15 protein-coding genes, 1 pseudogene and 1 CRISPR repeat array are annotated in these 22,499 nt (G+C 48.1%); all 16 genes and pseudogenes read right to left on the reverse strand.

What is annotated here, in order from left to right:
• Positions 1-747: direct repeats of the CRISPR family, unit length 23 nt; unit sequence CACGCCCCTGCGCGAGGGGCGAC.
• Between the two features lie 186 nt (positions 748-933).
• Complete coding sequence (gene cas2, locus AB1552_13245) at positions 934-1,224, reverse strand: CRISPR-associated endonuclease Cas2 (protein ID MEW6054732.1); 291 nt, start codon at positions 1,222-1,224, stop codon at positions 934-936.
• Positions 1,225-1,233: 9 nt separating this feature from the next.
• Complete coding sequence (cas1c, locus tag AB1552_13250) at positions 1,234-2,265, reverse strand: type I-C CRISPR-associated endonuclease Cas1c (GenBank protein ID MEW6054733.1); 1,032 nt, start codon at positions 2,263-2,265, stop codon at positions 1,234-1,236.
• A complete protein-coding gene (gene cas4 / locus AB1552_13255) occupies positions 2,262-2,897 on the reverse strand; it encodes a CRISPR-associated protein Cas4 (protein MEW6054734.1) in 636 nt (211 codons plus the stop codon). The genes cas1c and cas4 overlap by 4 nt, the downstream gene beginning before the upstream one ends.
• 7 nt (positions 2,898-2,904) lie before the next feature.
• Positions 2,905-3,477, reverse strand: a complete 573-nt coding sequence (locus AB1552_13260) for a four helix bundle suffix domain-containing protein (protein MEW6054735.1) — start codon at positions 3,475-3,477, stop codon at positions 2,905-2,907.
• Positions 3,470-4,615, reverse strand: a complete 1,146-nt coding sequence (locus tag AB1552_13265) for a type I CRISPR-associated protein Cas7 (GenBank protein MEW6054736.1) — start codon at positions 4,613-4,615, stop codon at positions 3,470-3,472. The genes AB1552_13260 and AB1552_13265 overlap by 8 nt, the downstream gene beginning before the upstream one ends.
• Positions 4,602-6,500 carry a type I-C CRISPR-associated protein Cas8c/Csd1 gene (cas8c, locus tag AB1552_13270; GenBank protein ID MEW6054737.1) on the reverse strand — a complete coding sequence of 633 codons (1,899 nt, stop codon included), beginning with the start codon at positions 6,498-6,500 and terminating at the stop codon, positions 4,602-4,604. Before cas8c ends, AB1552_13265 begins: the two co-directional genes overlap by 14 nt.
• Positions 6,493-7,206 (reverse strand): type I-C CRISPR-associated protein Cas5c, encoded by a 714-nt coding sequence (gene cas5c / locus AB1552_13275; GenBank protein MEW6054738.1) that lies wholly within the window; start codon positions 7,204-7,206, stop codon positions 6,493-6,495. Before cas5c ends, cas8c begins: the two co-directional genes overlap by 8 nt.
• 10 nt (positions 7,207-7,216) lie before the next feature.
• Positions 7,217-9,391, reverse strand: a complete 2,175-nt coding sequence (cas3, locus tag AB1552_13280; GenBank protein ID MEW6054739.1) for a CRISPR-associated helicase Cas3' — start codon at positions 9,389-9,391, stop codon at positions 7,217-7,219.
• A 430-nt stretch (positions 9,392-9,821) separates the two neighbouring features.
• On the reverse strand, positions 9,822-12,506 hold the full coding sequence (locus AB1552_13285; GenBank protein ID MEW6054740.1) for a bifunctional acetate--CoA ligase family protein/GNAT family N-acetyltransferase: 2,685 nt from the start codon (positions 12,504-12,506) through the stop codon (positions 9,822-9,824).
• A gap of 263 nt (positions 12,507-12,769) precedes the next feature.
• Entirely contained in the window at positions 12,770-14,740 is a 1,971-nt protein-coding gene (gene acs / locus AB1552_13290; protein ID MEW6054741.1) for an acetate--CoA ligase, read from the reverse strand.
• Positions 14,741-14,991: 251 nt separating this feature from the next.
• Positions 14,992-16,779, reverse strand: a complete 1,788-nt coding sequence (locus AB1552_13295; protein ID MEW6054742.1) for a sodium:solute symporter family protein — start codon at positions 16,777-16,779, stop codon at positions 14,992-14,994.
• 68 nt (positions 16,780-16,847) lie between these two features.
• Positions 16,848-17,108, reverse strand: a complete 261-nt coding sequence (locus tag AB1552_13300; GenBank protein MEW6054743.1) for a DUF4212 domain-containing protein — start codon at positions 17,106-17,108, stop codon at positions 16,848-16,850.
• Positions 17,109-17,280: 172 nt separating this feature from the next.
• Positions 17,281-18,006, reverse strand: a complete 726-nt coding sequence (locus tag AB1552_13305) for a 3'-5' exonuclease (GenBank protein MEW6054744.1) — start codon at positions 18,004-18,006, stop codon at positions 17,281-17,283.
• Positions 18,006-19,913 (reverse strand): DUF294 nucleotidyltransferase-like domain-containing protein, encoded by a 1,908-nt coding sequence (locus AB1552_13310; GenBank protein MEW6054745.1) that lies wholly within the window; start codon positions 19,911-19,913, stop codon positions 18,006-18,008. The genes AB1552_13305 and AB1552_13310 overlap by 1 nt, the downstream gene beginning before the upstream one ends.
• 861 nt (positions 19,914-20,774) lie before the next feature.
• A pseudogene (locus tag AB1552_13315) lies at positions 20,775-22,151 on the reverse strand (sodium/solute symporter).
• A 5-nt stretch (positions 22,152-22,156) separates the two neighbouring features.
• Positions 22,157-22,474, reverse strand: coding sequence for a DUF485 domain-containing protein (locus AB1552_13320; protein MEW6054746.1), 318 nt, complete (start codon positions 22,472-22,474; stop codon positions 22,157-22,159).
• Positions 22,475-22,499 lie beyond the last annotated feature (25 nt).

Raw genomic sequence — 22,499 nt, forward strand, 5'->3', positions numbered from 1 at the left:
CACGCCCCTGCGCGAGGGGCGACCAAGACCTTGGAATTAATTGTGCCGCATCCAAAGTTTCAATCCACGCCCCTGCGCGAGGGGCGACGAGTACGGAACAACAGCAACCCATAACAATATATTGTTTCAATCCACGCCCCTGCGCGAGGGGCGACCTGTCAGATCCTGCCACTCGCCACGGACGTTTTTGTTTCAATCCACGCCCCTGCGCGAGGGGCGACGTGACAACAATGTTCCGTGCATCCTGAAATAGAAGTTTCAATCCACGCCCCTGCGCGAGGGGCGACTTCTACAACCAGGCGGCGCTGAGCAAGTTCAACGTTTCAATCCACGCCCCTGCGCGAGGGGCGACACACGTTGACCATCAAAGCGACCAGCGCAGGAACAGGTTTCAATCCACGCCCCTGCGCGAGGGGCGACTGGTTATTTTCACTGAAGAATGCGGTTTTTATGGTTTCAATCCACGCCCCTGCGCGAGGGGCGACTTTGGCAATTAGCAACATTGTTTGCGTTAGAATGTTTCAATCCACGCCCCTGCGCGAGGGGCGACAGGACTGGACAGGGGGGGGGGAGGGGTTTTCCGGTTTCAATCCACGCCCCTGCGCGAGGGGCGACGAGGATTGGCCTGCAGTTGAGCCGCGAGAGCGAGGTTTCAATCCACGCCCCTGCGCGAGGGGCGACATAGAATCAGTTTCTTCATCTTCCCCTCCTTGTTGTTTCAATCCACGCCCCTGCGCGAGGGGCGACAGTACTACTCAAAAATATTTATTTCATAACGACATGCAGCCTGCTTTCTGCGAACCTGCCTTTCAATGTGCATCGTACATCAAATTGTCAAAGAGCAAAACAAAAATTATTCTTCTTTTCTTATATGTTGTGATTGCTGCGAACTCAACCGCATACCCATGTGAGCTTCAGGTTCGCAACAGCATTTCAAACAATCAACGGCCCCTCCTGATCTAATGTTGCCTTGGCCCCTACATGTTCAACACGATGCTGCCAATTGGAACCAAGATAGTAGAATCTCAGGCTGTCTTTCTCAGGATCGATCTCGGAAATCAGCCGCTCCTTCAGCTTGGTCCATTGCGCGGGGTCTACAATACACTCGAAGACGGAATACTGAACCCTTTGTCCGTAATCCTGACATGCTTTTGCAACCCTGCGCAAACGACGCTGGCCTTTCAGTTCATCGGTTGCAACGTCATAGCTCACAAGCACAAACATGTTTCACCATCACTTCCAAATAAACGCCGGATAATTATCAATATCTCCCCTGAGATAGCGCGCCATCAGCAATGCCTGCACGTACGGAAGAAGGCCGATTGCTACTTTCTCCTTAAGAAAAGGGTGTTCTATTTCTTCCTGCTTGCGTTTCTGATACGCAACGAGTACGGTTTTTCTTGTCTCATCATCCATCCATACCGCCCCTGATTCTTTTTTCTTGAATCCCTTTGCCTGCACTTGCCCAAGATTAATCAAAGAAAGCGTGAGCCGGTCGGCAATGAAATGCCTGAATTCCTCCATAATGTCAAGGGCAAGGCCGTAACGTCCCGGACGGTCCCTGTGCAGGAAGCCGACTGCCGGATCGAGACCAACTGTCTCAAGTCCTGAACGCACATCGTGCATTAAAAGGGTATAAATAAACGACAACAGGCAGTTTACCTTATCAAGCGGCGGCCTGCGATTCCTTTCCCGGAATGTAAAATCATCTTTCTGCGAAGTAATCAAATGATCGAAAACTTCGAAGTATGTATTTGCCGATTCCCCCTCTATTCCCCGAATAATATCGAGCGGAAAATCCGCCTGTAATCGCCTGAGCGAACCTGAAAGCTGTTGCGAAGCAAGAGAAATAGCATCTGAATCTACCTTTTCTGAATGGTCTCTTAATGCACGCTGGAGCACAGTACGGCAGTTTGCGAGTTTGCCTGTCAAGAGTGCGCGAGCTATGAATGCAGATGCGTGCAGGTCGTCGGCACGCCGGTACTGTTCACGCCTGAGCAGAACATTCCCCGATACAGGCCCCTGAACTTTTGCAAGGAAACTTCCGTTTTCTGTAAGAAAGCTGATTGCCACCTGATTCTCGGCGCAGAAGCCCATAAGGTAAGGGCTGCACGAAACCTGACCGAAGCAGACAATCCCTCCAAGAGTGTGAATTGGCAAACGCATGGCAACTTCTCCGTCAATCTTCACAACAATGGTCTCGCTTTCCTTCGAAAGATATGCTCCCTGAGTGGTCACAAAGAGCGTGTTAAGAAGCTTTTTCATTCTGCCTCTATCGCTTTCATCAGGTAGTTACTTGCCTTTCTGCTCACCTTCGGCATGCAAAGTTCATATAGAGAACACTTCTTGCATTTTTTTGAATATTCAGCCTTCGGTGTCACGCCGGATTCAATGAGCACTCGCACCTTCTTTGAAGCCCCTTCCGTCTCCAGCCGTAACTTTTCATCAAATACTACATTTTCCCTGCGTCTGGTCCGGCCATAAAATAATGCACCGTTATTGATCTCAAGGTTGAGCATTTCCTCAAGACAGATTGCCTGAGCGCAAAGCTGAACTTTATCGCAATCATCCATCTTCGGTTTTCCCCTTTTATATTCAACAGGGAAGGGTACCCATTTCCCGTCATTCATCCTGTGGAATTCCACTACATCAGCCTTTCCGATGAGACCGAGTCTAAGCGATCTGATCGGTACACCATACTCGATACGGACATCCCCTCTCGATTCACGATTAGCCATGTCAACCTTGTCATGCATAAGCCTTCCTTCGGCAGTGAATAAATTCTCGTTCCACAACTGCTCGATGTGAATAAGAGCGCATTGGCGTTCACAGAATACAATATGCTGCAAGGCTGAAAGCTGAATCAGATCGTCTTCGCTATAGGGCTTATCGGTCATATATGACTTATTTCCTTATTTTGCGTGCCTCTGACCGCGCACGATAAAGCCTTTCCGTGAAGCCTCCCTCGTTCAAAAAATCTTTTTCCAGGGCTTTCAGTTGCCGGTCAAGAAGATAGTTTGTCTGATGGATCAGACAGATTATGGTGTTTGCGGCAACTTCGGGCGAGCTTTGTTCGACATAGGGCCTATAGGTCGCATAAGACCTATTTTTTTCGTAAGCAAGCAATCTTATTTTTCGCGCTTGTTCATGCTCTTTCCCCCAAAGGGGCAGACCTTTCTGCCGCAGAAAATCCTGGAAATCCAAAAGAAGCTCTTCAAAACTTGCTCTTGAAACGCCGATCAGCTTCAGTTCAGTCTTTTTGGAAGTTCCCGAAGCCATGCTGCCTTCGGCAATGTTCTGCTTGCCGCTTCTGGCTGCCTGAATCATCTGGTCGTGCGTACGGGAGCGCTTATCGATAAATCTGTCGCAAAATACTCCCGTGGCGTCATACACGATCTCCGACATTTTGTAAGACTGGAGGTCACGGTAGCCGCCGTGAGGGGGGATGAGGGGAGGGAGGTTGTTAGGGTTAGGCACCTTGTTTTTCCTCTTCCTTCACCTCATGAACAATTCTTGTCAACTTGATACCGATATCATTCAGCCCAATTTCATAGATTTCAATCGGCAAATAGTCTTCAAACGAACGGGCTTCCTCACAACTTTTTACCTTTATTCGCCTAAAGAGTTTGTGCGATGGAGCATTACCCCTTTTATTATCATGACTAAACACATACAAACCCCTCGTTGCCATTCGCCCCCTTGCCGCTGCAGTATCGGTATTGAACATCCATTCTAATGCTTCCCAAAGATTCTCAAGGTCACCCTCTGTGACTATGTATTCATCCGGATCATCTTTTTTCTGTTTCGGTTTTAATGCAAAGTACGGATTATAGAAACCATGTGCAACATATAGGGCATAGGGTACGATTGGCTTACGAGCCATTTCGGTTTCTTTCCTTTTTTTGTCGGCTTCTTTTGTTATGGCAATACGCGTTATAGAATTATCGAGCCTAAAAATAGGATCTACAGACTTTGCAAATGTCAACTGAACCGGACCACGCACCTGCCCTGCATTAAGGCCCGTAGATAACACAGCGCCAAACATCCGGATGTCATAACGCTCTTTTATAAGCCGCTGTTTTGTATTATCTCTATCGTCTTTATTGAGTTTCTTCTTTTTAACTGAGTCCGCCAGTTGTTTTGCATATGGTTTGAGTCTGTTTTTTAAAGCATCATCTTCAACCTCATCAAAGTATGCTGCTATATCTTTTTGTTTAAATGAATCTCCATAATAGGAAAGAATTGTATTGGTATCATTCAACTCAAACGGTTCATGCTCAGAAAACCATTGAATAACGTCGTTATCTTTATCTTCGTCTAATGTGATTTCGATTTCAGGAAATTCTGCACCTTCGTTGCGAGCAGCTTTTGAAATTATTGTATTTAAAGCAGTTTCACTTTGAATGAACATCTCAAGCCCTTTTTCCATTTGCAGATAATCCCTGACTTTTCTTTTCAAACAAACATCCGTTACTATGCCATGACCTGTTTCAGGATCGACTCGGGGCAAATTACCGGCGTCGGGATCGCCGTTGGGATTGCCTCTCTCAACTTCAAATACCAGAACAAAATCATGTCTTCTTGCTGGATCAGTATGGATATTATTGTTGCTCATTGCTTTCCTCCTTTTTATCATTCTGTTTATTGACTTTCCTTTTTTCGTTAAACTTTGCACGCTGATGATAAAAGCCGAGAGAAAACTCAGCCTGTTCCTTCAGCGATAGTGTTTTAGGGTATCCGCCTGCTTGATCAATTGCAGTCTCAACAGATTCTATCTGCGCCTCCAAGTCCTTATATCCAAGCTGCTGTTTTCGTATCTTTGGAAAGTGGTCGGTTGTCGCTCTCCTAACGAGAGTGCCAAATACTGAGGCTGGAGCAGATGAAGCCGAGCCATAGAACCTTTCGACAAGAGTGGTATTGATCTTCCATCGCGCTGCCCGCAATTGTGCTTCTTCAAGTATTGATAGAAGCCGTCCGCAAAGATGACCTATAGCCTTTCGGTTTGTATCAAGCGTTTCCATTTCTTTCATGCCCTCCTTCTTATGAGTTAAAAGCATCTTTAAGGTTGCCATCAAAATATGCCGTGTAGTCTTTTTCTTCTCATCAAATATTTTGGGATTCCTCATACACATTACTGCCGACTCAAGAAGAACTGATGGCGGCGATTCGCCTAAGTACGCGGTTCTCAATAATTGACAACTTACATTGGGATTGCCTATCTCAACAACCTTATGTGGCTCTTTAGATATATTCGAAGCCTCCACTGCTTTAAGAATCTCGGGAATCCCAAAGCATCGTTTCTCTTTCCCGTCAGGATCAATAATACGTTGTGCATCAAGAAATGCTTTGAGGTTCTGCTGTAATTTGTCGAGAGAGATATCGAGCCAGTCTCTGACGGCAATGCGTCCTTTGTTGGGTGATAAAATAAGGAGATAAAACGCGTTATCTGCAATATTGACAGATGCATCCCTGCCTGTCCACGGGACAGTTAACATATTTTCTAACTGCTTGGTGTCAGGTGGCGGCGTATTTTTCTCAGACCTGTCCATAACTGAGCTTACATTTCTTAACAGTTCAGATGGATCAAGTATCGTTTCTCCTGCTTTTATGAACTGTTTGTCTTTTAACCAGAATAGAGCAAACTGATTCTGCGCCGAATCTGTAATAAGCTTGCCTTTGTGTCGATCCTGCGCAATGATTTTATAATGAAGTATGTTACCTGTAAGGTAGTTTAAAGTTCTGGCGATTGTATCACCACAGATAACGCATTGACCAAGGTGTGCCTTTCCTTCAAATACCTGAATTCCTTCAATATAAGAAACGAAAGAATCTTTGTTATACGAGTGAAGGGGTGCAGGTTTAAAGAGCTTAACCCATACAGGTATCTTTTTTGCCATTTGCTGATATTCTCCGCAAATAGAGCATACTCCCATTTTTGCTTTTCCTGTTTCAGTATCCTGCCGTGTTCGTTCCCTAAGTTCTTTCTGCCAAAACTGTTGCATATCTGGAAGTTCATATAAGCTTGTATCTTCAAAAGGACCGTCATTGAAGACAATTGCAACCCAATCTTTGTTTAAAATGTTTTTTGATTTGACCTGCTGGCTGACCAATCTTCGCCATTGTTTTGACTGGGCGATCCACACTGCCGATTTCAACTCCTTGCCCTTTATCAAAGGACTTCTATAAGCTTTCCGCAAGAGTCGGACAAATTCCTTGTGCTTTTCTTTAACCTTGTCATCATTGCCGCCTCCCCTTTGTTTTGCAACATGTAACACGTATCCGGCTTCATCAACACATGGATGAGCCTCAACTCGACTTGTTCTTCCGCAAAACGGCCGTGGTTTATCAAGTGGAATTTCTTCAACATAAACAAAATTAGGGTGACAATGTCGTAAATGTATTTTCCATTTTATAGGTTGACCATAATAGTAAAACCCTGGTGGTGGGAGCTTGCCTTCAGTTTCAAGGCGCTTCCCCAGTTCAATAATCTCCTTAAACATGGACGCCCTCCTTTTCATAGAGTTCGAGATATTTTTTAGGAGGAATCTTGAGAATATTATTTTCAACTATAGCGTCGAAATAAACCGCGCTCTGATAACCTCGTGCAACACGTTTGTCGTTTGAGTGCGTATGTCCGTGGAGATGGAAATCTATTTCCTTGCGCTCATTATCTTCTATATAGGCGCTGTCAAAAAGCATTTGTCCGATAGGATATTCCTTTATTATGCATTCGGGCTCTTCATCGCCGGTTGCAGACTCGAACCATGCTGCAAATTCACGAGTTCCAAGATAAGGAGTATGATGATACTGTCCGGTTTTCAGCTTTCGTGCGAACTGGTCAATGTAGCCCATAATATTGTTAATTCCCTCTTTAAGCACAAGGTCTGCTTTGATGACATACTCGACATCCTTTAAGATCAGGCTTGTCCTCTGTGCCCTGTTTTTCGGATCATCAATGATAATGGGATTTTTCCCCTGGCGTTCGTTAAGCTCATTCCTCATGATGCTGATTTGTTTGATAGGCTTAAGCACTTTGATCTCTCTTATTTCCCATCTGAACTGAGGCTTCCAGTAAATTGCTTCCAAAAGCCCTCTGGCTGCCGCAGGAGTCATGACTGGATAGGTGCATCGCTCAACTTTTAACCCCGGATTTGTAAAGCAGGCATAATCGCCGCCTACTTTGATATGAAATGTCGCTTTATTCATATTTCACCCCCTATTGAATAAGGTCACTTGGATCATAGATCGCCGGAACCAATCCTTTTAACCTGTCATACATGCCTTTCGAAAGATAGAGCCCATCAGAGATGGGTTCAAGCCAGCCTTCGGCCTTAAGCTTCTGAACCTCATAGTCAAACATATTTACCAATAAAGGCTGCAATCGCTGCCATGTTCTTCTGCAAGGCTGGCGTTTCCACACTTTAAGTCTTTTGGCAGACGAATCGCAATTAATCAAAACAGGAACTGTGTTTTGCTCTATCAGCAGATACGCGGCATCAACCGTTGGGTAATCAAGAACTTCCCTGTGGGATTGTATCTTTTTTCTGTCAGTATCAACATCAGCAAACAGTTTCTCAAAATACATCTGATATAGTTCAGGATTATGCAACTCTGAAATATCATGTTGAGCCAATAACAATTTTGCCTTCTCAAACCCTGTCTTATACGGGCCTTTCGGAGAGCGGCCTTCCAAGGGCTCAAAGATTACAACTCGTCCGGGCTGATCTTGAGGAAGTTTGCCTTCTCTGTTACACCGTCCGGCAGCCTGAACAATTCTGTCAAGCGGTCCAATCGCACGATAAACCACCGGGAAATCTATGTCTACTCCTGCCTCAATAACCTGAGTGCTGATAAGTCTTACAGGCAATGCATATTGAAGTCTTCTTTTTACCTCTCTGAGTATTCGCCTTCTATGTATCCCGCAAAGAAGGGTTGATAAGTGGAAAATATTCTCGGTGTCGTCAAGAGCTTCAATAAGCGACAAAGCATCTTTACGGGTGTTCAAAACAACCATGACCTGCTTTTCCTTAGAGATTTCAGTTGCCAATGACTGCCATGAGAGCGGGTCTTTTTCCCTGGAATATTTGGTGCGCTCAAGTTTCTTGAAATGGTCTTTATAAATTTCTTTCGGCACTATCTCATGGACTTCCACTCCTTGAAACGGTTTCAAAAAATGGCTGTCTTCAAATGCGGGTTGAGTTGCAGTGCAAAGAACAACAGAAACAGAATAGTGCTCAACAAGCTCCTTTAAAACGTCAAGTGTCGGCGTCAGCAATTCAGGGGGCAGAGCCTGCACTTCGTCTATTACTATGACACTCCGGCAAAGATTGTGAAGTTTGCGTACCTTCCCCGGCTTATTCGAAAAGAGGCTTTCAAAGAACTGCACCGTTGTAGTCACGATGAGCGGCGCATCCCAGTTCTCAATGGCAAGTCTTGATAAAATATGCGTTACGTCCTGACTTTCATCGGCAGAAATGCTGACTTGGCTATGATGTTCAAGCACCGCATCGGCTCCGAGAATCTTCCTGTATTCCTTTGCCGTCTGATCAATGATGCTTGTATAAGGGATTGCAATAACGACTCTGTCCATCTCATGATGGACGGCATGTTTCAGCGCGAATGCCAGACTGCTTCTGGTCTTACCACCGCCTGTTGGCACTGTTAACCGATAGACTCCGCGCTTTCCTATGGCCGCGTTGTCACACAACTCATAAACTTCTCTGCGAACCTTGTTAATATCAGTTTCTGAATCCACAGCATTTATAAACTGCTTCTGATTGACATTAAATGTCTTCCAGAGTGTTTCTAATTGCTGCTGATTTTGTCTTAACATGTACTGCTGCTTTTTGAAGTGTTTTTCCGTATTCAGATAATCAGCGTCAACAAGCGCGGAGAACACCATTCTAATAAATAATTCTCGCTGTGTACGGTTCAATTCCGGCAGATGTATTTTGGGAGGAGAAGGAAGTTGTTTAACGTACTCAATAACCTTATCGAAGATCGTCTGGCTATTTTGAAGGCGATTTTCAAGTCGCTGAGAAAGTGATCCCGGCTGATCCATGCCACCATGATGACCTGCAATCGCAATTGCTATTTCCTTCCAGCGATCATCTTCCTTATTTTGAGTAAACAGCCTGTATGTTAAGATAGCACCCCAAATCGCATGGGGGAACTTGCTGTGATGTTCTTTCTTAGCACATGCCTGAAGATACGCTTGAAATTCCGGCAAACACTTTCCCAGATCATGCCATAGCCCTATCCAATACGCTAAATCCCCGGCGTCAAATTTACTCGCAAATTCTTTTGCAAGCTCTGCGACTTCTTTTAAATGAGCATCAAGATGATGCCAGTCTCCATTTTCATTTGGACTATGCGCATATAATTCATTCATGCTGAATACTTCAACAGATCATGCCACAATCCAGCATATGCCGGACCGGTAACACTCCCGATTCCGAACCTGTCCCGAACGGCTGAATTTGCTTCGGGACTCTCTCCCTCGCAATGACAAGCATGCTTTTCTTCTCCGGATATCCGCAGCAGACCACGGGGTAGAACTTTTTCAGACGGCAGGCCAACAGATGACAGATCGGAAGATTACAAAAGACAGGAAACAGACGACGGGCAGGAATGCACGCAGGTATCCGGGTGGAACTGAAAGAAAAGACGGCATGACGCATGTGCGCTCCTTCTCGTTTTTTCCTCCCCCGGAAAATCTGTATATTTATATACTAAAAACGGTTTTTTTGCAACCAGGAAGGCTGTTTTGAAGAAAAAATGTCAGGCGGGAAGGGGAGGTTGATGCGCTGCTGTCTTTCCGGTTACAGCTCGAGCACGACTTTTATCGAATCCTCGTCTGAAGAGGCTTTTCTGAACCCCATTTTTTCCGACCTGTAGAGCATCCGCGAGTTGACCTGGAGGATCTCCATCCACATCTTTTTTATCCCGATTTCTTTTGCAATTTTCAGGCAGTGGTTCAGAAGCGCCTTGCCGATGCCCTGACCCTGCCACTGGTCTCCGACCACTACCGCCATCTCCGCATTTTCCTGATCTGGCAGTTTGCTGATCCGGGCTTCGCCGATGAGCCGCTCACGGTCTCCGTTCAGGATCACCGCGACAAAGGACAGTTCCCTGTCATAGTCGATATTGCAGTACCTGACCAGCTGCTCGTGCGAGATGTCGGATATCTTCCGGAAGAACCGCATCATGAGCGTTTCTTCCGATGAGTTTTTCAGCAGTTCTTCCATCAGGGGCTCGTCTTCGGGCCGTATGGGCCTGATGATAACCCCGGGGCCGTCTTTCAGCTTGAAGATATCGATATACTGGTCAGGGTAGGGACAGATGGAGAGATGAGGCGGGCAGAAGTCTCCTTTTATCGGGACAAACCCCTCGAGCACGTCGGCTTCGAGCAGGACGCTGCCGTCAAGGATAAACCCCTCGTCCTCGGTAATATAGAACGGATTGATATCGATTTCCTTGATATGGGGAAAATGGATGATCAGATGGGAAAACCTGACGAGGATTTCTTCGAGATATTTGAGCGTATTCTCGAACGAACGGTATTTTGCGAGGTGCTTGTAAATCTGTGTCTCGCTCATCATGCGACGCGCCAGTGACTGGTTCAATGGGGGAAGCCCTATGGAATAATCCTCGACTACGTCAAGGAGTTTCCCGCCGGTGCCAAAGACGATCACCGACCCGAAGGTGGGGTCCTTTCTGGCGCCGATCACGAGTTCGAAGCCCTGCCTGATGATCATCGGCTGAATGATCACCTGGGCGGTCGGATCTTTCAGAAATACCGCGAGCTCAGTGAGCGAGCTGAATGCTTCACGTACGGCGTTCTGGTCTTTGAGGTTCAGGAAGACGCCCCCTGATTCGGACTTGCGGAGGATCTTCTGTGAATCGAGTTTCAGGACAACCGGATATCCGATGAAGTCGGCAATCTCGACCGCTTCATCATCGGTCTTGATGACTTTCGTGGGGACGACCGGTATCCCGTAGTGAAGGAGCAGGTCTTTCACCTCATTGAAGTTCAGGAAGAGTCTTTTGTCTTCCGAGACCTTTCTGATGATCTCCTCTGCCCTGTATTCGTCAGGTTCGAAATCCTTGAGAATGACTTCAGGGGTCTCAAGGAGGAGCCTCAGGTTGTTGTCATACCGGTACATGTATATGAAGCTTCGCACCGCCTGCTCGGTCGAGATAAATGTGGGAATGCCGTTGTCGTTCAGATATTCCCGTGCATCGATTACCTGCTCTTCCCCCATCCATACGGTAAACACCGGCTTGTAGGAATATGTCTTTGCTGCAGAGACGACGGTCTCGGCTATTTCCCGCGGTTTTGATGCGTAGGAAGGGGTATGGATGACGAGCACCCCGTCAACGGCCCTGTCTTTCATGCAGCCTTTTATCGCTGCCTCGTAATCCTGCGGATTGGCCTCGATCAGGAGATCGACCGGGTTCTGGAAGATTTTCATTGAGCCGAGGTGCGTTTGGAGGGTTTCGATTGTTTCCCTGCTCAGCGTTGCAAGTTCTCCCTCGAGCTTCAGGAGGGTGTCAATGGCGATGATTGCGGACCCTCCTGAGTTTGTGATGATCGCCAGCCGGTTCCCTTTGGGACGGCGCTGCTTCGAAAGCGACTCTGCAAGGTAGAAGAGATCAAGCGTCTCGTTTACCCTAATGGCGCCTGCCCTTTCTATGGCCGCGTCATAGACCTTGTCTTCTCCTGCCATATATCCGGAGTGTGAGAGCGCCACCTGTGCGGAGACATCAAACTTTCCTGATTTAATGATCATGATCGGTTTGCTGGAGGAAAAGCTTCTTACGGAGGTCATGAATTTCCGGCCGTTTTTTATCGATTCGATATACAGCACGATTGCCCTTGTTTCGGGATCGACGCCAAGGAAATCTATGAGGTCTGAAAACTTGACGTCGATTTTTGTGCCGACGGAGATGAAATAGCTGAACCCGATATTTTTGCTTGCAGCCCAGTCGAGGAGAGCAACAGACAATGTCGTGCTCTGCACGATCAGCGCGATATTTCCCTTCTGGGGCAGCCGTGGGAAAAGACTTGCATTCAGGTTGGCGCCCGGCCTGATGAATCCGAGGGAATCAGGGCCGAGGACCCTGAATCCATATTTCTCAGACAACTGCCTGATAACCGTTTCCAGTTTCTGGGAGTCATCAACCCGCTTCTTGAAATCAAAACAGAGCACTATCACGCCCTTTACGCCCTTAATCCCGCACTCTTCGAGTATTTCCGGGATCTCCCGGGGAGACACTGCCAGAATCGCAAGATCTATTTCGCGCTGGATGTCAGTAATCTTCCTGTATGCCTCTACTCCCTGTACCGCCTCTACCCGGGGGTTTACCGGGTACACGGAACCCCTGAACCCTTTCCCAAGGAGGTTTCTGAATATGTTGTATCCTATCGAAGATTTGTCTTCACAGGCGCCGATGACCGCAATCCTCCGGGGATTGAAGAAATATTCGAGGTTCTTTACCGACACTGTTTGTCTCCTTTATTCAGCAATTTTCGTGTTTTCTTACACCGTGAAGCAGGGGCGGACCGGCGCTGGCATTTCCTTACGTGCGGGAATCCGGATAAAAGAGAAAAAAGGATTTTTGCCCCGGCGATTTGCTGAGGTGACCGCAACACGTAGGGAATGGCAGAACAACAGAATCATACACAGTATTATTGTACCCGGAAAGAAACAAAAAGGGTAGGATTTTGCCTACCCTTTCTGGACGGACAAACAATGAGGAGTTCCTGTTACATTTTTCCCCTCAGAATCTCGTTCACGACAGAAGGATCTGCAAGTGTCGAGGTGTCCCCGAGATCTTCCGTGTCGCCCCGTGCAATCTTCCTGAGTATCCTTCTCATGATCTTCCCGCTCCTGGTTTTCGGCAGGCCGGGGGCAAACTGTATTTTGTCCGGGCTTGCGATAGGTCCGATGACGTGCCTTACATGTCCCACGAGTATTTTGGTGAGCTCCGGGGTTGGTTCGAATCCTTCCTTAAGGGTTACATAGACATAGATGCCTTCTCCCTTGATCTCGTGCGGGTACCCGACTGTTGCGGCTTCGGCCACCGCCTCATGGCTTACGAGCGCGGATTCTATTTCTGCGGTGCCGATCCTGTGTCCCGAAACATTGATGACATCGTCAATCCTTCCCATGAGCCAGTAGTCATTGTCTTCGTCAAACCTTGCGCCGTCACCGGTGAAATATTTCCCCGGGAATCTCGAAAAATAGACCTCCTTGATACGCTTGTTTTCAGGATCGCCGTATGTGCCGCGCAGGATTCCGGGCCAGGGCCTGTCAATGCAGAGGTACCCGCCCTCATTTGCGCGGGCAGGAGATCCGTCTTCTTTCACAATAACCGGGACGACACCGGGGAATGGCCTGCAGGCTGAACCGGGTTTTGTCGTCATTGCTCCCGGCAACGGAGTGATCAGTATCCCGCCGGTCTCTGTTTGCCACCAGGTGTCGACTATCGGAAGTTTGGTCTTGCCGACATGCGTGTGATACCACATCCATGCCTCAGGGTTGATCGGTTCGCCGACAGAGCCGAGTACTCTCAGGGAAGAGAGGTCATACTTGTTGACCCAGTCCGGGCCTTCCCTCATGAGAGCCCTGATTACCGTCGGTGCCGTATAGATGATATTCACCCTGAATTTATCGACGATCTTCCAGAACCTTCCCGGATCCGGATATGTCGGAATGCCTTCAAACATAAGGCTGGTTGCACCGTTGCTCAGCGGGCCATAGACAATATAGCTGTGGCCTGTAACCCATCCGATATCTGCGGTGCAGAAGTGGATGTCCTCGTCATGATAATCGAAAATCCATCTGAAGGTGAGGCTTGTGTACAGGAGATACCCTGCGGTGGTGTGGAGAACGCCTTTTGGCTTGCCTGTTGACCCTGATGTATAGAGGATAAAAAGCGGGTCCTCAGCATCCATCTGTTCGGGTTCGCAATAATCCTTCACTTCGGGATCGAGCATCTCATCATGCCACCAGAAGTCCCTCTGGGGCTCCATGTCGACGCTGCCGACCCTCTTCACGACAATGACCTTTTCCACGGTGGGGCATTCCTGAAGCGCCTCGTCCGCATTCGTTTTGAGCGGTACGTAGCGGCCTCCCCTCGCGCCCTTATCAGCGGTGATGAGGAGTTTTGACTTGCAGTCCTGAATCCTGTCTCTCAGGGCCTGGGCGCTGAACCCGCCGAACACGATGCTGTGGATCGCGCCGATCCTCGCGCATGCCAGCATCGAGATCGCGAGCTCAGGTATCATGGGAAGATAGATGGTGACCCTGTCACCTTTTCCGATGCCGTGCTTTTTCAGGACATTTGCGAACCTGTTGACTTCGTAGAAGAGCTGCTGGTAGGTATAGGTTTTATAGTTGCCGTCATCCGATTCCCATATAATCGCTGCCTTGTTTCTCTTCGGGGTATTGATAAATCTGTCCAGGCAGTTATATGATACATTCAGCTTGCCGCCGATGAACCATTTGATATAAGGTTTGTTGAAATCCCATTCTGATACCTTATCCCATTTCTTGTACCAGGAAAGCTCCTTTTCTGCCATTTCTGCCCAGAATCCTTCAGGATCTTCAACAGACTTCTTGTAGAGCTTTTCATATTCAGCAATGCTTTTGACATGTGCCCTGTTGCTGAAATCCTTTGACGGGGGGAACGTTCTTTTTTCTGCCATCAATACATCGATGCTTTCCTTAGACATCCTTTCTTCCTCCTCCTTTGCAGTGAAATGTCTGTATTATAATATACATCCCGTTTTTCTTCATTTGTGTCAGCCCCGGCGTAACATTTCAATAGCTGCTTTTGTCCGCAGCACGTCTCATGACGAAATCAGCAGAACCTGGTAAGGAAAGCAAATCCTTCCCGCTGCAGTATTGCTGCCACCAGCGGCAACCAACGTATTTCCCGATTGCTAAGGGGCGCCCCATGTTAATAGGGCACCCCTGCAAACTGCTATTCTATGGTTCTCGGATAACGGAGACTTGCAACCATATCCTGCACCTCTTTCGGAGGTTCTTTTGTGAATTTTGATACGACATAGGTTACTGCAAAGTTGATCATCATCCCGATAGTCCCGATGCCCTCGGGGGAAATACCCCAGAGCCAGTTCTCAGGCTTGTTCATTTCTGGGCTGACGAATTTGAAATAGATGATATACAAAGCGGTGAAGATTATACCGCTCAGCATTCCGAGTATGGCGCCTTCCTTTGTGGTTCTCTTCCAGAAGACTCCCATAATGATGACAGGGAAGAACGATGACGCGGCAAGTCCGAAGGCGAACGCAACGACCTGCGCCACAAACCCCGGCGGGTGAATGCCGAAATACCCTGCAACCAGCACCGCGCCTCCGGCAGCAATTCTCGCAGCGATTAATTCCCCCTGCTCAGAAATGCCCGGAGCGATAACGTTCTTCACAAGGTCATGGGAAAACGCGGACGCGATGACCAGGAGAAGTCCGGCAGCAGTGGAAAGTGCGGCAGCAAGACCACCTGCAGCGACAAGCGCAACGACCCATGCAGGGAGTTTGGCAATTTCGGGGTTTGCCAGAACCATGATATCCCTGTCGATATAGAGTTCATTGGCATTTTTCTCATCGATAGGGGTTGAGACAACCCTTTCACCGTGAGGTCCGACCACGCCGGGCTCAAAGGCGATTTTTCCCTTGAAAGGTTCTCCCTTTGCATACTGGATCATTCCGTCACCGTTTTTGTCTTTCCACGCGATCAGGCCGGTTTTTTCCCAGTTCTTGAACCAGCTCGGAGCCTCCGTGTAGGTTTTGTTATGCAGCGTATGGATCAGGTTCAGTTTCACAAATGATGCGACAGCAGGGGCGGTGGTATATAAAATGGCGATAAAGAGCAGCGCCCATCCTGCAGATGCGCGGGCGCCCCGAATGGTGGGGGTGGTGAAAAACCGTATGATGATATGCGGCAGCCCCGCCGTGCCTACCATAAGGGCGAAGGTGATCATGAAGACATCAATCATGCTCTTGGCGCCCCTGCTCGTATAGGCAGCGAACCCCAGGTCCTTTTGCACTTCGTTCAGCTTGTCGAGCAGGTACCCTCCGCTTGTACCCAATAACTGCATGCCGTTTTCACTGAGCTGGCTGCCGTACCCGAACTGGGGAATGGGGTTTCCGGTCAGCATGAACGAAATAAAGATGGCAGGGATCAGGTATGCGGTGATCAGGACGCAGTATTGTGCGACCTGTGTATAGGTGATACCCTTCATTCCGCCGAGCACGGCGTAAATAAAGACAATACCCATGCCGATCATAACGCCGGTATTAATAGGGACTTCGAGGAAGCGCGAGAAGACGACCCCGACTCCCCTCATCTGGCCGGCGACGTAGGTAAAAGAGACAAAAATCGCACAAAGCACCGCAACGACACGCGCTGCCTGTGAATAATATCGTTCACCGACGAACATGGGTACGGTGTATTTCCCGTACTTCCTGAGATACGGAGCAAGAAGCATGGCAAGCAGGACGTACCCTCCGGTCCAGCCCATGAGGTACATGGCTCCGTCCCTCCCGAGGAAGGCTATCAGTCCTGCCATGGAAATAAATGAAGCGGCTGACATCCAGTCTGCACCGGTTGCCATGCCGTTCAGGACAGGATGGACCTGCTTGGCTGCAACGTAGAACTCCCCGGTAGATCTTGCCTTCGACCAGATCGCAATTCCAATGTATAAGGCAAATGTTAGCCCAACGATAATCCACGTCCAAGTAATAATACTCATAAGATTCTCCTTTCGGGTTTTCTTGAAAAGCGGTGACCGCCTTCATTCAGTTGACCGCAGGTCATACTCTACTGCTCATGCACGTCATATTTGGCGTCAAGCGCGTTCATCAGCTTGACATAGATCAGAATGAGCAGAACGAAGGTCACCTCTGACCCCTGGTTTGCAAACCAGAAACCAAGGGGAAAACCGAAAAGCCGGATGCTGTCCAGTGCATCGGCAAGAAGAATTCCGCACAGATAGGAAACGGCAAACCAGACTGAAAGGAGAATGATGATGTACGTGAGATTCTGTTTCCAGTATGCCTCAAGTTTGTCTTTTTCTGCCATTTTAACCCTCCCTTATGAAATCTCATATCCTCAAAGAGGATGCAGTAATGCTGTTCTCATCCGTCTTTGCTCTCTCTGCCGGTTTCCGCAGGTGAGCAGAACAGACGCTTTGCAGTTCAGCATACAGTTATTGATGTGATATTGGTCCTTTTCTCACCCCCTCTTTTTTGCGTTATTTTGGATGTCCTGTCCTTACAAGATCTGCGACAGTACGGAGACCAAACTTCTGCGCCTGATTCAGGAACCTCTGAAAAAGCTGTGCAGTGACAAATGCATCATCAAGCGCATTATGCACATTGCTCACAGAAATTGAGTATCGCCTGGCGAGGCTCAGTAGGTCCACATCCTCCGACAGGCCGGCATGGAATGCACACACCTGTTCTTCCTGGGTTCTTATCCATTTATATATTTTCTGGGTATCGACGGCCGGGTTCTGCAGGGGAAATCCAAGTATTCTGGTCATTTCCTTGTTCAGAAAGGCAAGGTCAATGTGTACGAAATGGCCTATGATTATCCCGTTTCCGCAGAAGTCGAGAAATTCGGGAAGAAGGACATCTATGTTCGGGCATTCGGAGGCTTCAGACGGGGTGATTTCGTGGATCAGGACACTCGTGCCGGTCAGCTGTGCCTTCGGGTCGACGACCCGGTAATAAATCTCGTGAAGATCGATTCGGCTGCCGTGCATCTTCAGCGCACCGATCGAGACGATCGAGTCCTTTTTGACGTTCAGTCCAGTAAGCTCTGTATCGAAAACAACATACGTGGCATCGCTGATCGGGACGTTCTGATCTATCTCTCCGGCGACCTTAAGGTACTTCAGGACGCCCGGATGAAGATCTTTTTTCCTTGAGATCTTTTGCAAGAGTCTGTCCCTGTATGCTCCCAGCAGGTTGCCCATCACATTATCGCTCCTGTTCCCGGATTATACTTTTTGTTGATCAGGTCCTGTATTTTTGAGATAAGCTGGCATGATTCCTTGAAGACTTTTTTCTCAAAGTTGCTGAGTTCGCTGGGGTTGATAAAATTGTCGGGCTCAAGACCCCCCTCTATCTGTGCGTGCTGCTCCCTGACCCTGAGCAGAGAGATAAACTCAAAGGCGTGTTCCAGGTCCTCTCCGAATTCCGCCACAATGGAATGTGTTGTCCTGAGGGCATGAAGCCTATCAAGGGTTGATGTTTCCTCGATGCGCTGCTCAAGGCTGAACAGCCTGACAATGTTTACTAAGGGCGCAAGGCAGGTGAATTTCAGGTTCAGCTTGTTTTTGTGTTCGCCGCTCTTTTCGACGATAAATGTCCTGAAGAACCCGATGGGGGGACGCAGCTTTATCGTCAGCTGCGCCATCAGTTTCAGGAACATGTCCTGGTTTTTCAGGGTTTCCCGGAGATGTGCCCTTAACTTTTCAGAAAGGGTGAAATCGCCATACACCGGTCTGAAATCGAAGAGTATGCAGGAGGCCAGAATCGCCTCTGACGTGGGAGTGAATATCCACTGCGAGAAATATTCTTTCCATGTCTTCAGCGGCTGCCGCCATTTCGGATTGCTTGCCATATAATCTCCGTGGCAGAGAGGGAACCCGCATTTGACCAGGGCGTCCTTCACGGTCAGTGAGAATTCGGCAAAATAGTTCTCTGCAGCCCTGGCTTCCCCGGCATTTTTGGGGTCCGCATAAATGATGGCATTGTCCTGGTCGGTTTTATAGGTCTGTTCTTTTCGTCCTTCACTGCCGAATACAATCCAGCAGTAGGGCAGGGGTGACGGTCCGAATTGCTTTTCAGTGATTTCCAGGACTTTTTTCAGGAGCCGGTCATTTATTTCTGTAATGATTTCCGTGATGTTGCTTGCCCTTACCCCTTCTTTCAGGAGAAGGGAGATTATTTTATCAATGTTTCTCGATTCCGGGATAAGTCCTTCCAGGGTCTGCTGGCTTTCGATGTCCCGAACAACAGACAGCGGGGATGTGCCCTGGAGGATCATAAGATCGTGATTGGTCAGAATCCCTCTGAGAACGTCGTTCCTCATGACAACGATATGGTGAATATTGTTCTGTATCATTTTCAGCACCGCTTCAAAACAGTAATCGCGCGAATCAATGCGTATCAGGGGACTGGTCATGATGTTTTTGACAGGCTTCGATACATCCATCCCGCCGGCCACTACTTTTTCCCGCAGATCCCTGTCGGTGATAATTCCCACGGGCTGTTTCTCCTGATTGACAATAATCAGTGAGCTTATCCTGTTCCTTGCCATGATTTTCGCGGACTCCTGTATAGTAGAACCTTCTTCTGCGGTAATGACTTCCTTCATGGCGATATCTTCGACACGGGTTTTGAAGAGCACGCTGTCGGGATTTCGGTAGAGGGGTTTGTTCTGCATCTCTCCCAGCGGTTTGTCGATATACTTCTCAAGGTGGGATTTGAAGAAATACTCGGTAAAGATTGAGCTGGATTCGAGCAGTTTGGATACTGTTTCCCTGCTGAGGAGATAGCAGACGGTGTCCTCAATTGCGATAATATTGGATTTTGCCTTATCTTTCCCGATCAGCAAGAGGAACCCGAACGTGTCTCCCTCGCCCCGGTAGTCTATTACAATCTCCTGGCCGTCTTCTGATGTTCTGAAGACTTTTACCCCGCCCTGCCGGATGATACTGAGGTATTCGCTGGGCGGTCCGTGCTGTTTCAGAATGAGGGTGTCTTTCGGGTAAGTGGCTGTACGCGCATTGCGTGCGACAGTTTCAAGGGTTGCTGCATCGAGAAACTGGAAAGGAGGAAACTTCTTTAAAAAACCGATAGTTTCTTCAAGTACCACTTGGCCTCCATTTTGTCCTGCCAATAGGTACCGAATATTTTACTTTTTTTTTTACAATTTTGGAAGGATTTTATTGCATTTTCTTTGAAAATAAAGCTATAGCTTATATTTGCTCATGATTTTAGCAAATTACTTAATTAGCATGATTATTACAAGATATTACAAATTGAATTATTATCGTGATATGGCAATGAAATTGGAATGTCATGTATGGAAATAATTCTCACCCTGATTATTCATGATCTGTAGTTATGATGACAGGAAATAGTATTTGTGCGCATTCTCGGTCTTCGACCTGCGAGGTATTTTGCCTCATTATTATATTTGGTACACATTGTATGAATATCGGCAAAATAAATCCGCTCAAACACTATATCCTGTCATTATCCGGGGAAATGCGTGAATTGATGGGGGTTAAAATGCACAAAGGGTATGCGGCGTTTCCCGTGAGGAAAAAGAGAGATAGCAGACTGTTTCTGCTATCTCTCCGTGATTCAGTATGCAAAAGTGCCGGTGTTGTTATTCAGCGCCCAGTCCGACATATGTTCTGACTTTTTCATCTTCAAACTTCGCGGCTGCTTCTCTCTCCGGGGTCAGGAGAGAGATTAAAATGCCCACAAGAAAAGCCATTCCCATGGAGATTATGGCAGGATTTTTCATGGGGAATACAGGCTTTGGCATCGTGGACTTCAGCTCTTTTATCTGCGTTTCAGCACTGGTTTTTTCTGCAGAAATCGCGGTGTCGAGCTCAGCAACCTTTCCCCCCGTTGCCTTTTCGAGTTCAAGGGCTTCTATCTTTGCCTTTGAGTGTGTCTCGACATCCCTGATTTGGGTTTCGATGGCGGTTTTCTCTTTTGCATGGAATAGGTCCACCCATACCGTGGGACTCAGGATGATGAGGCCGGTCGCGAGAATCAGGCCGGTATAGATGCTGGCCACAGCTCCTTTTGTGGTGAATTTCTTCCATACAATTGACAACAGAAGCGCAGGAAAATTCGCACTGCATGCCACGGCAAATGCAAGCCCGACCATGAAGGCCACATTCTGGCCCTTGAACAGGATCCCGAGCAGGATAGCTGCAACGCCGAGACAGAGGGTAGCGATCTTCGCGACCTTGACCTCTTCCTTTTCCGCGGCCTCTCCCCGCCTGTACACGCCGACATAGAGGTCGTGGGAAAGCGCGGATGCGCCGGCAAGCGTTAAGCCTGCGACAACAGCGAGAATTGTGGCAAACGCAACTGCGGCCAGGAATCCAAGGAAAAATGTCCCGCCCAGCGCTTCAGCCAGCAGGGGAGCAGCCATATTGCCACCCTTATCGATGCTGGTAATGATTTTCTGTCCCACAATAACCGCGGCGCCAAAGCCGATGGTGACGGTAAGAATATAAAAATAGCCGATGAACCCTGTTGCATAAAACACTGATTTTCTCGCTTCCTTTGCATCCGGAACAGTATAGAATCTCATGAGAATATGCGGGAGTCCCGCTGTTCCGAACATCAGGGCGAGGCCGAGTGAAAATGCCTCAAGCGGGCTGGTAATGAGTCCGCCGGGCTCCAGAAAATTTTCACCGTATTTCTGTGCTGCCTGTCCGAAGAGGTCCCCGTAGCTGAAACTGAAGGTTACCATCGTGAGAAGAACCAGTATTGTTGCGCCTCCGAGGAGCAGCACAGCCTTAATGATCTGCACCCACGTGGTGGCGATCATGCCTCCGAAAAGCACATAGGCGATCATGAGCGCGCCGACAATGACAACGGCAACCTCGAAAGGTATCCCGAACAGAAGTTTTACCAGTGTTCCGGCGCCGACCATCTGTGCAATCAGGTAGAAGAGGACTGTCACGAGCGATCCGGCGGCGGCAGCAGCCCTGATGGGCCGTTGCTTCAGGCGAAATGCTACGACATCGGCAAAGGTATATTTGCCGAGGTTTCTCAGGGGTTCCGCAATGAGAAACATGATAATGGGCCAGCCGACAAGCCAGCCTACCGAATAGATCAGGCCGTCGTACCCTTTGGTTGACACAAGACCGGCTATCCCCAGAAAGGAGGCTGCGCTCATATAATCTCCTGCAAGGGCAAGACCGTTCTGAAACCCTGTGATGCTTCTTCCGGCTGCGTAGAACTCTTTGGTAGTTCTTGTTCTCTTGGCTGCCCAGTAGGTAATCAGAAGGGTGGATACCACGAAGAGAAAAAAGAAGAGAATCGATGTCGTATGAACTTGTCCAATGGTCGTCTGTTCCATGTACGCTAGCCTCCTATTTTATCTCTGACTTTTTTGACCATCACATCATACTTGCTGTTCGCCCAGCGGATATAGATTCCGGTCAGTATCCATGAGAGAACAATAGCGCTCACTGCAATCGGAATGCCCACGGTTATTGCGCCGCTGATTTTCATCGAGAGGAAGGGTTTGTGGTAGGCGATCAGGGCGATAAACCCGAAGTATACAATCAACTCAAGGATCGTGAGAATTATGGATATGGAATTTTTCTGACTTGACAATTTCTTGAAGTCTTCGTCTTCAAGAATGTCCTGTACCGTTTTCTTGCTGCTTTTGTTGCTCATTCTTTACCCCCCGGGTTAATTTTTT

It is taken from the genome of Nitrospirota bacterium, from assembly GCA_040754395.1.
In the GTDB taxonomy this organism is placed as follows: Bacteria; Nitrospirota; Thermodesulfovibrionia; order Thermodesulfovibrionales; family SM23-35; genus JBFMCL01.